The 12837-nt window shown below is 72.8% G+C and carries 13 protein-coding genes and 1 riboswitch; of the genes, 7 read left to right on the top strand and 6 right to left on the bottom strand.

What is annotated here, in order from left to right; genetic code table 11:
- Nucleotide 1: 1 nt before the first annotated feature.
- On the top strand, nt 2-964 hold the full coding sequence (locus tag IE172_RS29345) for an ABC transporter substrate-binding protein (protein ID WP_190100359.1): 963 nt from the start codon (nt 2-4) through the stop codon (nt 962-964).
- A gap of 32 nt (nt 965-996) precedes the next feature.
- On the opposite strand, the gene IE172_RS29350 is transcribed toward IE172_RS29345, so the two are convergent.
- A complete protein-coding gene (locus tag IE172_RS29350) occupies nt 997-1518 on the bottom strand; it encodes a carboxymuconolactone decarboxylase family protein (RefSeq protein WP_190100360.1) in 522 nt (173 codons plus the stop codon).
- A gap of 46 nt (nt 1519-1564) precedes the next feature.
- On the opposite strand from IE172_RS29350, the gene pdxR reads away from it, so the two are divergent.
- The 4 genes from pdxR (at nt 1565) to IE172_RS29370 (ending at nt 6316) form a co-directional block, all read left to right on the top strand.
- A complete protein-coding gene (gene pdxR, locus IE172_RS29355) occupies nt 1565-2947 on the top strand; it encodes a MocR-like pyridoxine biosynthesis transcription factor PdxR (RefSeq protein WP_190100361.1) in 1383 nt (460 codons plus the stop codon).
- A 165-nt stretch (nt 2948-3112) separates the two neighbouring features.
- A complete protein-coding gene (locus IE172_RS29360; protein WP_190100362.1) occupies nt 3113-3466 on the top strand; it encodes a hypothetical protein in 354 nt (117 codons plus the stop codon).
- A gap of 7 nt (nt 3467-3473) precedes the next feature.
- Entirely contained in the window at nt 3474-4658 is a 1185-nt protein-coding gene (locus IE172_RS29365; protein WP_190100363.1) for a glutathionylspermidine synthase family protein, read from the top strand.
- Between the two features lie 70 nt (nt 4659-4728).
- Nucleotides 4729-4835, top strand: a riboswitch (ZMP/ZTP riboswitch).
- Nucleotides 4835-6316, top strand: coding sequence for a glycine hydroxymethyltransferase (locus IE172_RS29370; protein WP_438817028.1), 1482 nt, complete (start codon nt 4835-4837; stop codon nt 6314-6316). It overlaps the preceding riboswitch by 1 nt.
- Nucleotides 6317-6381: 65 nt before the next feature.
- Here the strand turns inward: IE172_RS29370 and IE172_RS29375 are convergent, their stop codons facing one another.
- The 3 genes from IE172_RS29375 to IE172_RS29385 all read right to left on the bottom strand — a co-directional run bounded on the left by IE172_RS29375 (nt 6382) and on the right by IE172_RS29385 (nt 8660).
- Nucleotides 6382-7104 carry a hypothetical protein gene (locus tag IE172_RS29375; protein WP_190100365.1) on the bottom strand — a complete coding sequence of 241 codons (723 nt, stop codon included), beginning with the start codon at nt 7102-7104 and terminating at the stop codon, nt 6382-6384.
- A 130-nt stretch (nt 7105-7234) separates the two neighbouring features.
- Nucleotides 7235-8107, bottom strand: a complete 873-nt coding sequence (locus IE172_RS29380) for a hypothetical protein (RefSeq protein ID WP_229886547.1) — start codon at nt 8105-8107, stop codon at nt 7235-7237.
- The gene (locus tag IE172_RS29385; RefSeq protein WP_190100367.1) at nt 8100-8660 is read right to left on the bottom strand and encodes an RNA polymerase sigma factor; all 561 of its coding nucleotides are present in this window, start codon (nt 8658-8660) and stop codon (nt 8100-8102) included. Before IE172_RS29385 ends, IE172_RS29380 begins: the two co-directional genes overlap by 8 nt.
- A 131-nt stretch (nt 8661-8791) precedes the next feature.
- Here IE172_RS29385 and trpS point away from each other — a divergent pair, with 131 nt between their 5' ends.
- Both trpS and IE172_RS29395 read left to right on the top strand, forming a co-directional pair.
- Complete coding sequence (trpS, locus tag IE172_RS29390) at nt 8792-9805, top strand: tryptophan--tRNA ligase (RefSeq protein WP_190100368.1); 1014 nt, start codon at nt 8792-8794, stop codon at nt 9803-9805.
- A 177-nt stretch (nt 9806-9982) separates the two neighbouring features.
- The gene (locus IE172_RS29395) at nt 9983-10561 is read left to right on the top strand and encodes a 2'-5' RNA ligase family protein (protein ID WP_190100369.1); all 579 of its coding nucleotides are present in this window, start codon (nt 9983-9985) and stop codon (nt 10559-10561) included.
- A gap of 22 nt (nt 10562-10583) precedes the next feature.
- Here IE172_RS29395 and dprE2 read toward each other — a convergent pair whose 3' ends face one another.
- Together dprE2 and dprE1 are read right to left on the bottom strand one after the other, a co-directional pair.
- Complete coding sequence (gene dprE2, locus IE172_RS29400; protein ID WP_190100370.1) at nt 10584-11339, bottom strand: decaprenylphospho-beta-D-erythro-pentofuranosid-2-ulose 2-reductase; 756 nt, start codon at nt 11337-11339, stop codon at nt 10584-10586.
- A gap of 31 nt (nt 11340-11370) precedes the next feature.
- Complete coding sequence (gene dprE1 / locus IE172_RS29405) at nt 11371-12726, bottom strand: decaprenylphosphoryl-beta-D-ribose oxidase (protein ID WP_190100371.1); 1356 nt, start codon at nt 12724-12726, stop codon at nt 11371-11373.
- Nucleotides 12727-12837 lie beyond the last annotated feature (111 nt).

Genomic DNA, 12837 nt, shown 5'->3' on the forward strand with positions numbered 1-12837 from the left:
CATGCGATTCCGTACGATGCCGGCGGTGGCCGCCGGTTCCGCGTTCGCGCTGCTGACCCTGACCGGCTGCGGCGCCGCCGACATGACCCGGCAGGCGTCGCCCTTCGCGAACGCCCAGGGAGCCAGGACGGTCACCCTCTCCGTGCAGTCCTGGGTGGGCGCGCAGGCCAACGTGGCCGTCGCCCAGTACCTGCTGGAGCACGAGCTCGGCTACCGCGTCGACACCGTCCAGGTCGACGAGGTGCCCGCCTGGGACGCGCTCAGCCAGGGCAGGGTCGACGCGATCCTGGAGGACTGGGGGCACCCCGAGCAGGAACAGCGGTACGTCGAGGAGAAGAAGACGATCACCCCCGGCGGCGACCTCGGCGTCACCGGGCACATCGGCTGGTACGTGCCGACGTACTTCGCCGAGCAGCACCCGGACGTCACCGACTGGAAGAACCTCAACAAGTACGCCGACCGGTTCCGCACCCCGGAGAGCGGCGGCAAGGGCCAGCTGATGGACGGCTCGCCCTCCTACGTCACCAACGACAAGGCGCTGGTGAAGAACCTGAAGCTGGACTACCGGGTGGTGTTCGCCGGCTCCGAGGCGGCGCAGATCACCCAGATCAAGCAGTTCGCCAAGGAGAAGAAGCCGTTCCTCACCTACTGGTACACGCCCCAGTGGCTGTTCGAGCAGGTACCGATGACCGAGGTGAAGCTGCCCGCATACGAGGAGGGCTGCGACGCCGACCCGGCGGAGGTCGCCTGCGCCTACCCGGTCACGCCGCTGCAGAAGTACCTCAACGCGGACTTCGCGAGGAACGGCGGCGAGGCGGCCGAGCTGCTCAGGAACTTCAGGTGGACGACGGAGGACCAGAACGAGGTCTCCCTGCTGATCGCCGACCGGAAGCTGTCACCGCGCCAGGCGGCCGAGAAGTGGGTGGACAGCCACGCGTCCGTCTGGAAGGAGTGGCTGCCCTGACCCCCGGCGCGGCGGGACGGTCGTAGGAACCGTCAGCGGTGCTGTCCCGGCTGGTAGTGACCCGGCGCCATGCGGCACGTCACACCGAACCGGTTCCAGGCGTTGATCACCGTGATCGCGGCGATCAGCTGGGACAGCTCCGCCTCGTCGAACCACTCGGCGGCCCGCCCGTACACCTCGTCGGGCACGAAGCCGTCCGTCAGGACGGTGACGGCCTCCGTCAGCTCGATCGCCGCGAGCTCCTTCTCCGTGTAGAAGTGCCGCGACTCCTCCCACGCGGTGAGCTGCACGATCCGCTCGATGCTCTCGCCGGCCGCGAGGGCGTCCTTGCTGTGCATGTCCAGGCAGAAGGCGCAGCGGTTGATCTGCGAGGCACGGATCTTCACCAGTTCGTACAGGGTGGGGTCGAGGCCCTTCCTGGCGGCGGAGTCCAGCCGGACCATCGCCTTGTAGACCTCGGGAGCGTGCCGGGCCCACTCCACCCGGGCGGGCACCTCGGCGGCGTACGGTGGGGTCGCGGTGGTCGTGGCCGGCGTCGTTTCGGTGGTGGTCATGCCTCGACCCTAGGAGCGGTCCGGCCCAGGAGTATGGTCCATTTCCATGGCGGAACGCTGGGCCACTTTCGGCATCGATCTCCACCTCGACCCCACCGGCCCCGGCCTGCGCCGCGGCCTCACCGACGCCCTGCGCGAGGCCGTCCGCACCGGCCGCCTCGCACCGGGCACCCGCCTGCCCTCCTCCCGCTCCCTCGCCGCCGACCTGGGCATCGCCCGCAACACCGTCGCCGACGCCTACGCCGACCTGGTCGCCGAGGGACGGCTCACCGCACGGCAGGGCTCCGGCACCCGCGTCGCCGACCGCGCGGCCCCCGCCCCGCCGGCCGCCGCTCCCTCCCCCCGCCGGACGCCCGGCCGCCTCCCCTACAGCCTCGTCCCCGGCACCCCCGACCTCTCCTCCTTCCCCCGCGCGGAATGGCTCAGGGCCACCCGCCGCGCCCTCGCCGCCGCGCCCCACGACGCCTTCGGCTACGGCGACCCGCGGGGCCGCCCCGAACTGCGCACCGCGCTCGCGGACTACCTGGCACGCGTCCGGGGCGTGCGCGCCGACCCCGAACACCTCGTCGTCCGCCCGGGTTTCGCCGACGGCCTCCGCCTGCTCTGCGAGGTCCTGCGCGCCCGCGGCGCCCGCACCCTGGCCGTGGAGTCCTACGGTCTGGACGTCCACCGGGACCTGGCCACCCGCGCCGGCCTGCACACCACCCCGCTGCCCCACGACGCCCTCGGCACGCGCGCCCAGGAGCCGGGGACCGCCGACGCGGTACTCCTCAGCCCCGCCCACCAGTTCCCCCTGGGCGGCGCCCTCCTCCCCGAACGCCGCGCCGCCGTCGTCGACCTGGCCCGCCGCACCGGCACGCTGATCCTGGAGGACGACTACGACGGCGAGTTCCGCTACGACCGCCAGCCCGTCGGCGCGCTCCAGGACCTCGACCCCGACCACGTCGTCTACCTCGGCACGGCCAGCAAGTCCCTCGCCCCGGGCCTCCGTCTGGGCTGGATGGTCGTGCCCCCGTCGCTCCTCCCCGCCGTCACCGAGCACGGCGGCCTCACCGTCGGCGTCGTCGAACAGCTCACCCTCGCCGAGTTCCTCACCTCCGGCGCCTACGACCGTCACGTCCGCGCCGCCCGCCTGCGCTACCGCCGGCGCCGCGACGCCCTCGTCCGGGCCCTCGCCGAACGGGCACCGGACGTCCAGGTCACCGGCATCGCGGCCGGCCTCCACGCCGTCCTCCGGCTGCCGCCCGGCACCGAACGGTCCGTCGTGCAGGCAGCCACCTGGCACGGGCTCCTGGTCCACGGCCTCTCCCGCTTCCGCCACCCCGACGCCGACGTCACCCCCTCCGACGCCCTGGTCGTCGGCTACGCGACGCCTCCGGACCACGCCTGGGCCGCCACCCTGGAGGCCCTGTGCAGGGCGCTGCCCTGAGGAACCAAGCGCGCATTCGGCGCCAACAGGCGCAAAGGGGCGGTGTCACGAGGGCGGCAGCCGGGGGCTGTTGGTGCCGGACGGCGGGTGGTCTCTAGGCTGTCCGCCGCGAGCCGGGAGCGGACATGGCCCCGGCGGACGTGGAAGCGGCACACAGGGGGAGTCATGGCGGAGTCACGGCGGCGGTTGCGGTCGAGCACGGTGGTACTCGGAGGGATGGGTGTGCTCGCGGCGGCCCTGACCTCCTGCGGGTCGGACCCCGACCGGCGGTGCGTGGACCGGGACAGCTACGACTACGTCAAGGGCTACAAGGTCGTCGCGGACAAGAACTGCACGTCCTCTTCTTCTTCCTCCTCCTCCGGGTCGTACGGCAAGAGCAGGTCCCGTGGCGGCGACGCCGACTGGTACTACGACGCCGACGTCAGCGCCGGCTACGCCGATCGCGGCACGTTCAGCCGCAGCGAGGCGGTCGACCGGGGCGGCTTCGGCTGCTCGGGCTCCGGCAGCGGCGGCGGCTGAGCGGACCGTGGAACGGCGCACCATCGAGCCCCGCCCCGGCTGGCAGGAGACCGTCGAGGAGCAAGGGCTCATCTATCCGCTCACCCGCTATCCCGACGGGTCGCTGCGCCCCTACTGGGACGAGAGCGCCTATTACGTCTTCTCCCTGGACGAGGTCGAGAGGCTGGAGGAGGTCGTCGAGGAGCTGCACCACATGTGCCTCGCGGCGGCCGAGCACATCGTCACCGCCGACCGCTTCGCCGATCTCGGCATCACCGACCCGCGGATCGCCCGCGTGGTCGCCGAGGCCTGGCACCGGCGCGCCGAACTCCCCTCGCTCTACGGCCGCTTCGACCTCCGCTACGACGGCACGGGCCCCGCGAAGCTGCTGGAGTACAACGCCGACACCCCGACCTCCCTGGTGGAGGCGGCCTCGCCCCAGTGGTTCTGGATGGAGGAGCGCTTCCCCGGCGCCGACCAGTGGAACTCCCTCCACGAACGCCTCGTCGACGCCTGGCGGAAGCAGGCCTCCCTCCTGCCGCCGGGCAGCCCCCTGTACTTCGCCCACTCCTCCGCCGACGAGCTCGGCGAGGACCTGATGACCGTCGCCTATCTCAAGGAGACCGCCGAGCAGGCCGGTCTCGCCACCGACTGGCTGTCCATGGAGGAGATCGGCTGGGACCGCCTGTCGGGCCGCTTCGTCGACAACGGGCTCCGCTTCATCCGCAGCATCTTCAAGCTCTATCCCTGGGAGTGGCTGACCACCGACCGCTTCGCCGGTCATGTACTCGACACCCTCGACAACGGCGGCGGCACGGGCTCCACCCTCTGGATCGAGCCCGCCTGGAAGATGCTCCTCAGCAACAAGGCCCTGCTCGCGATCCTCTGGGAGCTGTACCCCGGCCACCCCAACCTCCTCCCCTCCTACCTCGACGGCCCGCGGGAACTGGCGGACACCACCGGCTGGGTCGCCAAGCCCCTGCTCGGCCGCGAGGGCGCGGGCGTGACCGTCCACCGGCCCGGCACCGGGCCCGTGCTCCGCGACGAACCCTGCTGTTACCAACAGCTCGCCCCCCTGCCCGACTTCGACGGCAACCACGTCGTCCTCGGCACGTGGGTGGTGGAGAACGAGGCGGCCGGTCTCGGCATCCGCGAGTCCTCGGGCCTGGTGACCGACGACTACGCCCGCTTCCTGCCGCACGTGATCCTCTAGGGGCCGGGCGGACGCCGACGCCCGTATGGTGGACGCCCACCCGTGGCACTGCGTGCCGCCCGGTAACCTGACCGTGGGCCGTGACTGGCGCGCTGGGATGGAGCAACCATCGGGAAGCGGCCCCCGGACCCGCACACCGCCGGGGCCGGCACCGTGCCGTGCGCCTGGGCCGTACCGTGAACGCCGAACGCCACGTCCGGAGGTCCTCCATGTCCGCCGAGCCCGTCTCCACCGCTTCCACCGCCTTCCGCTCCGCCCTCGACGTGATCCGCGCCGTCGAGCCGCGCGTCGCCGACGCCATCGGCCAGGAGGTCGCCGACCAGCGCGAGATGCTCAAGCTGATCGCCTCCGAGAACTACGCTTCCCCGGCCACCCTCCTCGCGATGGGGAACTGGTTCAGCGACAAGTACGCCGAGGGCACCGTCGGCCGCCGCTTCTACGCCGGCTGCCGCAACGTGGACACCGTCGAGTCGCTCGCCGCCGAGCACGCCAAGGAGCTCTTCGGCGCCCGCCACGCCTACGTCCAGCCGCACTCCGGCATCGACGCCAACCTCGTCGCCTTCTGGGCGGTCCTCGCCGACCGCGTCGAGGCGCCCTTCCTGGAGAAGACCGGCGCCCGCCAGGTCAACGACCTCTCCGAGGCGGACTGGGCCGAACTCCGCCAGGCCTTCGGCAACCAGCGCATGCTCGGCATGTCCCTGGACGCCGGCGGCCACCTCACCCACGGCTTCCGCCCGAACATCTCCGGCAAGATGTTCGACCAGCGCTCCTACGGCACCGACCCGGCCACCGGCCTGATCGACTACGAGGCCCTGCGTGCCTCCGCCCGCGAGTTCAAGCCGCTGATCATCGTCGCCGGCTACTCCGCCTACCCCCGTCTGGTGAACTTCCGGATCATGCGCGAGATCGCCGACGAGGTCGGCGCCACGCTCATGGTCGACATGGCGCACTTCGCCGGTCTCGTCGCCGGCAAGGTCCTCACCGGAGACTTCGACCCGGTCCCGCACGCCCAGATCGTCACCACCACGACCCACAAGTCGCTGCGCGGCCCGCGCGGTGGCATGGTGCTGTGCGACGACTCCCTCAAGGACCAGGTCGACCGCGGTTGCCCGATGGTCCTCGGCGGTCCGCTCCCGCACGTGATGGCCGCCAAGGCCGTCGCCCTCGCGGAGGCCCGGCAGCCCGCCTTCCGGGACTACGCCCAGTGCATCGTGGACAACTCCCGGGCCCTCGCCGAGGGGCTGATGCGCCGCGGCGCGGCCCTGGTCACCGGCGGCACCGACAACCACCTCAACCTGATCGACGTCGCCACCTCCTACGGCCTCACCGGCCGCCAGGCCGAGGCGGCCCTGCTCGACTCGGGCGTCGTCACCAACCGCAACGCGATCCCCGCCGACCCCAACGGAGCCTGGTACACCTCCGGCATCCGCGTCGGCACCCCCGCGCTGACCACCCGTGGTCTGGGCACGGCGGAGATGGACGAGGTCGCCGGTCTCATCGACCGTGTCCTGACGTCCACGGAGGCCGGCACCACCAAGTCCGGCGCCCCTTCCAAGGCCTCCCACGTCCTCGACGAGAAGATCGCCGACGAGGTCTCCCGCCGCGCCACCGATCTGGTCGCCGGCTTCCCGCTGTACCCGGAGATCGACCTCGGCTGAGGCGCCCCCCGCGTCGCTCGGTCCCGCGGCGGTCCGGTCACCCACCGGGCCGCCGCGGCCCGCCGTCAGACGTCCAGCAGCTCCTGCCTGGGTCCCGGGTCGCCCTTCTGCCGGCGCCTGGTCGGCCACCGCTTCAGGTACGGGCGCAGCACCAGAGCCAGCGCCGCTCCCACCGCCACCCCCGGTATCGCCCACCACCAGTCGGCGCCGTCGCCCGCCCTCGCCGCGGCGGGGGTCCCGGAGACTGCCGTGTCCCGCTCCGTCCCGGGGCCGGCCGACTCGGTCTCCCACGGTGCCGGGTAGATCCCGGGGGCCGATCCGGCGCCCGCCGTCTCGCCCATCACACCCAGCGCGAACAGGAACGTGCGCACGTCCCTCGGGTGCTCGGCCCGGTGCCAGAGGCCGTTCGGCGCATCACCGGGATGGGCCGCGGTGTGTATCCACACGTCCTTGTCCGCGTCGCCCATGAAGACACGGTCCACCCGCCACGGCGTCACGTCGTGCACCATCCACGTCACGTTGATCAGCCGGGCCGAGGCCGAGACGGCCTCCGGGGGCCTCTCCCGGGTGCCCTTGCCGGCGGGTCCGAGCAGCCGCTCCAGCTCGGCGTACCCCTGGTCGGAGTGGTACAGCGAAGCGGTCTCCTCGCTCTCCGGCGAGACCACCAGCACGCTCGTCGGCCCCCCGGCGGAGGCCGGCGACGCTCCCCACACCGTCAGGGCCAGCGCGGCCGCCGACGCGCCCACCCCTGCCGTCAGTCGTCGAAGTCTGTCCTTCCACGCGCGCATCCGGGCCCCCACTCGGCCGGTCGATCCCCGTGCGGCCCGACCACGGGCCGCCTGTCACTTCTGGTACACCGCCCGACCCGCCGGGGTTCCCATTCGGTCCGTCACGACGTCCGGTAGCCGGGACACCTGGCTACCCGGACGCTTCCCCCACCGCCCCCGCGATCTCCAGCGCCCGCGCCTTCGACGCCACCCCCTCCAGCCGCAGCGTCACCCCGTCCGCGGCCACCCCCTCGCCGCCCGCGCCCCGGTGGGACCACAGCAGGGTCGGCCCGGCCGTGCGCTCGGCCCGGGTGAACCGGTGACCGTCCGTGTCCACCATCCAGAAGCTCAGCACATGCGGCCGCGAGAACCACAGGACCGGCTCCGGGACCCCTTCCTCCCCGTCCTCCCCGGCCGACGACAGCCACTCGGGCTGCTCGCGCACGCTCTTGACGAAGGTGACGTCCAGGCGGCCAGGGAACTGGTCGAGACGGATCGTCCGCCCCTCCTCCCGCCAGCACAGACTCACCAGGAACCGCCCCCGCGGCAGCCCGCTCACCGCCACCGCGTCCGGGAGTCCCAGCGTCTTCGGCACCAGTGGCGCGAACCCCGCCCGCCGCTCCGCCTCGCCGAGCGACACCGACCGCCCGCACCCTGGTACCTGCGCCCCCGGCGAGGGCTCCGCCGACGGGTCGTACCGCACCTCGACCCCGCCGAAGCCGAACCAGTCGGTCACCGCCGCCCGCACCGGAGGGGTCAGCGCCAGCACCGTCAGCAGCCCGCACAGGGCCGCGACCAGCGACCGCCACCGCGCCCGCGTCCAGCGCCGCACCGCGCGCAGCCGCGGGCCGGCGCCCGCCGGCCGGGTGACCGGAGCCGGCAGTTCCCCGGCGAGTATCTGACCCAGCACCCGCTCGACCATCGACTCGGACCCCGCCGCCCCGTCCGGCCCGTCCAGGGACCGGCCGAAGGCCCGCAGCTCCTCCCGCAGGCGCTCGGCCTCACCGTCGTCCCGCTCACCCACCCGTCTCACCCCCTTCCCGGGGCCGGAAGTCCGGCAACAGGCGCTCCAGCTTGCGCAGCGCGCGGTTCAGCCGGGACTTCACCGTGCCCCGGGGCCAGCCCAGCGCCTGGGCGGTCTCCCGCTCGTCCATCTCCAGCAGATAGCGGTAGGTGACGACCAGCCGGTGCTCCTCGCTCAGCTTCTCCAGGGCGGCCTCCAGCGCCCGGCGGCGCTCCGTCTCCAGCGTCGCCACCGCCGGATCGGCCGACGCCGGTATCACCGGCTCCGCCTCCACGAACGCCGCCTCGCGGCCGGCGAGGGTGTGCCGCCGCACCGCCGCACGCACTGTGTTCCTCGTCTCATTGGCCACGATCGACAGTAGCCACGGCCGGAACGCCATGCCGTCCCGGAACCGGCCGAGCGCGCAGTACGCCTTCACGAAGGCCTGCTGCACCACGTCCTCCGCGTCCGCCCCCGCCCCGAGCGCGGCCGCCGCCCTGAGCGCGATGCCCGTGTGGGCCCGCACCAGCTCCGCGTACGCCTCCGGCTCCCCGGCGCGTACGCGTGCGATCACCGCGGCCTCATCGACGATGCGGCCCCCCTCCCGCGTCCTCACACTCTTGTTACACCGCCGGGCACGGATCGGTTCCCACCTGTTTCCGGTCGGTTCCGGACCGCCTCCCGGGACCTGAGAGAATGGTGGGCATGGCGACTGACCGACCTCGTGTGCTCTCCGGAATCCAGCCCACCGCAGGCTCGTTCCACCTCGGCAACTACCTCGGCGCCGTCCGCCAGTGGGTGGCCCTCCAGGAGACCCACGACGCGTTCTACATGGTCGTCGACCTGCACGCGATCACGCTCCCGCAGGATCCGGACGTGCTGCGCGCCAACACCCGGCTCGCCGCGGCCCAGCTGCTGGCCGCCGGCCTCGACCCGGACCGCTGCACGCTCTTCGTCCAGAGCCACGTGCCGGAGCACGCCCAGCTCGCCTGGGTCATGAACTGCCTCACCGGCTTCGGCGAGGCCTCCCGCATGACGCAGTTCAAGGACAAGTCCGCCAAGCAGGGCGCCGACCGCGCCTCCGTCGGGCTGTTCACCTACCCGATCCTGCAGGTCGCGGACATCCTGCTCTACCAGGCCGACGAGGTGCCGGTGGGCGAGGACCAGCGCCAGCACATCGAGCTCACCCGTGACCTCGCCGACCGGTTCAACGGACGGTTCGGCCAGACCTTCACGATGCCGAAGCCGTACATCCTCAAGGAGACGGCGAAGATCTACGACCTCCAGGACCCGACGGTCAAGATGAGCAAGTCGGCGTCCACGCCGAAGGGCCTCATCAACCTCCTGGACGAGCCGAGGACGACCGCCAAGAAGGTGAAGAGCGCGGTCACCGACACCGACACGGTGATCCGCTACGACGTCGTGGACAAGCCCGGTGTGAGCAACCTGCTCACGATCTACTCGACCCTCACCGGCACCGGCATCCCCGAACTGGAGGAGAGGTACGCCGGCAAGGGCTACGGCGCGCTCAAGACGGACCTCGCCGAGGTCATGGTCGACTTCGTGACCCCGTTCAAGGAGCGCACCCAGCAGTACCTCGACGACCCCGAGACCCTCGACTCGGTCCTGGCCAAGGGCGCGGAGAAGGCCCGCGCGGTCGCCGCGGAGACCCTCGCCCAGGCGTACGAGCGGGTCGGCTTCCTGCCCGCCAAGCACTGAACCGGCGCTGAACCGGCCCACGGTCGCGATCCGTACCACCGCACAGCGCTGCACATCACTCCGCTTGCGCCTGCCCGCATCCGGGTCGTGGTCGTACAGTCGATGACAGGGTGACCGCCCCGGCGGTCACCCCGGGCATCACCACCACGCTTCACCACCACAACGACAGGAGACGACGTGGGGACCGTAACGATCGGCGTGTCGATCGCGGTCCCGGAGCCTCACGGCAGCCGGCTTCAGCAGCTGCGCGCGGGCTTCGGCGACGCCGCGGCCCACGGCATCCCCACGCACGTCACCCTGCTGCCGCCGACGGAGGTCGGCGACACCGACCTCGCGGCCGTAGAGACGCACCTCGGCGAGGTCGCCGCGGCCGCCCGCCCGTTCCCCATGCGGCTGTCCGGCACCGGCACCTTCCGGCCGCTGACGCCGGTGGTGTTCGTCCAGGTCGTCGAGGGCGGCGCGGCGTGCACCTGGCTGCAGAAGCAGGTCCGGTCCGCCTCCGGCCCGATGGCGCGCGAGCTGCAGTTCCCCTACCACCCGCACGTCACCGTGGCGCACGGGATCGACGAGGCGGCCATGGACCGCGCCTACCAGGAGCTCGCCGACTACGAGGCCCGGTGGGCGTGCACCGGCTTCGCGCTCTACGAGCAGGGCGCCGACGGGGTGTGGCGCAAGCTGCGCGACTTCCCCTTCGGCTCCCTCGTGGTGCCGCCGCAGACCGGACGCGCGGACCTGGGCTCGGTCTCCGCGCACTGAGGCCGCCGGCCGCCCCCGGCTCTCACACCGGCAGCCGCCGGAACACCCCGCGCGGCAGATGCCGCAGCGCCGACATCACCATGCGCAGCGCCCCCGGCACCCACACCGTCTCCGCCCGGCGCCGCAGTCCCAGCTCCACGGCCGCCGCGACCGCCTCCGGGGTGGTCGCCAGCGGCGCCTCGGGCAGCCCGGCCGTCATCCGCGTCCGCACGAATCCGGGGCGCACGACCATGACGTGCACGCCCGTGCCGTACAGGGCGTCACCGAGGCCCTGGGCGAAGGCGTCCAGGCCGGCCTTGCTGGAGCCGTAGATGAAGTTCGCGCGGCGGGCCCGCTCGCCCGCCACGGACGACAGCACCACCAGCGAGCCGTGGCCCTGTGCCTGGAGGGCGCCAGCGCACACCAGGCCCGCCGAGACCGCGCCGGTGTAGTTGGTCTGCGCGACCCGCACCGCCGCCCGCGGGTCCCGTTCGTCGTGCGCCTGGTCGCCCAGGGTGCCGAAGGCGAGCAGCACCATGTCGATGTCGCCGTCGGCGAAGACCTTGCCGAGGGCGTCCTCGTGGGCGGCGGGGTCGAGCGCGTCGAAGGCGACGGTGCGCACCTCGGCGCCGAGTCCGCGCAACTGGTCCGCGGCCTCGTCCAGGCCGGGGGAGGGGCGGCCGGCGAGCCACACCGTGCGGGTGCGGCGGGCGATCAGCCGCCGCGCGGTGGCGAGCGCGATCTCGGACGTGCCGCCGAGGACGAGCAGGGACTGGGGGAGGCCGAAGGCGTCCTTCACGGCAGCTCCTTGTCAGAAGGGGTCGACGGTTTCAGAGGTGGAGCCGGCGGGACAGGTCGGAGGTGAACACCCCGCGCGGGTCCAGTTCGGCGCGCAGCGCGCGGAAGTCACCCAGACGGGGGTACATGGCGGCGAGGAGTTCCGGGCGCAGCCGGGAGTCCTTGGCGAGGTAGACGCGCCCGCCGGCGTCCGCGACCTCCTCGTCGAGTTCGTCGAGGAAGCCGCCCAGGCCGGGCAGGGCTGCCGGGATGTCCAGGGCGAGGGTCCAGCCCGGCAGGGGGAACGACAGCCAGCCCGGGTCGGCGTCGCCGAAGCGCTTGAGAACCGCGAGGAAGGACGGGCAGCGCCGCTCGGAGATCCGGTGCACGATCCGCCGCAGGGCGTCCTCCCGGTCGTGCCCGACGACGAACTGGTACTGGACGAAGCCGCCCCGGCCGTACACCCGGTTCCAGTGCGGCACCCCGTCCAGGGGGTGGAAGAACGCCGGGATCCGCTGGAGCTGCCCGGTCCGCGAGCGGGGCGCCTTGCGGTACCAGAGCTCGTTGAACAGGCCCACGGTGGTGCGGCTGAGCAGGCCCTCCGGGACGAAGGAGGGGGCGGCCGGCAGGCGGGAGGTGCGGAAGGACAGGGGGTCGCGGCGTGCGCGGGTGCCGCGCGGCAGGGCGTCCAGCGGCGCGTGGTCGCCGCGGGTGAGCACCGCGCGGCCGGTGGCCCGGCCGCGGGCGAGGAGGTCGATCCAGGCGACCGAGTAGCGGTAGCGGTGGTCGGTGTCGGCGAGACGGGCCATCAGGTCGTCGAGGTCGTCCGCGCGTTCGGTGTCGACGGACATCAGCGAGGTCTCGACGGGCTGGAGCCGGATCGTCGCGGTGAGGATCACCCCGGTCAGGCCCATGCCGCCCGCGGTCGCCTCGAACAGCGGTGTGCCCGGAACGGCCGTACGGACCTCGCCGTCGGCGGTGAGCAGTTCCAGGGAGAGCACGTGGCGGGAGAAGGAACCGGAGACGTGGTGGTTCTTGCCGTGGATGTCGGCGCCGATCGCCCCGCCGACCGTCACGTAGCGGGTGCCGGGCGTCACCGGCACGAACCAGCCCAGCGGCAGCAGCACCTCCATCAGCCGGTGCAGGGAGACGCCCGCGTCGCACAGCACGGTGCCGCCGTCGGCGTCGATCGCGTGGACGCGGTCCAGGCCCGTCATGTCGAGCACCGCGCCGCCCGCGTTCTGCGCCGCGTCCCCGTACGCCCGCCCCAGGCCCCGCGGGATGCCTCCCCGGGCCCCGCACTCCCGGACGGCCAGCGCGGCCTCCTCGTACGTCCGGGGGCGGACCAGCCGGGCGGTGGTGGGAGCGGTGCGGCCCCATCCCGTGACGGAAACCGTGTCGGCGCACATGACGGCGACCGTATCGCCCCCCTGTGCCCCATTGGTTTTGAAACGTCACCGCCGTCCCCGGAACGGGTGATTAATGGGATGTCGCTCCGAAGTGGCGGAATTCCGGCCCGC

It is taken from the genome of Streptomyces griseoflavus (assembly GCF_014649995.1).
GTDB classification, from domain to species: Bacteria; Actinomycetota; Actinomycetes; order Streptomycetales; family Streptomycetaceae; genus Streptomyces; species Streptomyces griseoflavus.

Excerpts from the sequence above, each read along its gene's own strand:
- IE172_RS29345 (WP_190100359.1), top strand. The coding sequence starts at position 2 with ATGCGATTCCGTACGATGCCGGCGGTGGCCGCCGGTTCCGCGTTCGCG.
- IE172_RS29350 (WP_190100360.1), bottom strand. The coding sequence starts at position 1,518 with ATGACCACCACCGAAACGACGCCGGCCACGACCACCGCGACCCCACCG.
- pdxR (WP_190100361.1), top strand. The coding sequence starts at position 1,565 with ATGGCGGAACGCTGGGCCACTTTCGGCATCGATCTCCACCTCGACCCC.
- IE172_RS29360 (WP_190100362.1), top strand. The coding sequence starts at position 3,113 with ATGGCGGAGTCACGGCGGCGGTTGCGGTCGAGCACGGTGGTACTCGGA.
- IE172_RS29375 (WP_190100365.1), bottom strand. The coding sequence starts at position 7,104 with ATGCGCGCGTGGAAGGACAGACTTCGACGACTGACGGCAGGGGTGGGC.
- trpS (WP_190100368.1), top strand. The coding sequence starts at position 8,792 with ATGGCGACTGACCGACCTCGTGTGCTCTCCGGAATCCAGCCCACCGCA.
- dprE1 (WP_190100371.1), bottom strand. The coding sequence starts at position 12,726 with ATGTGCGCCGACACGGTTTCCGTCACGGGATGGGGCCGCACCGCTCCC.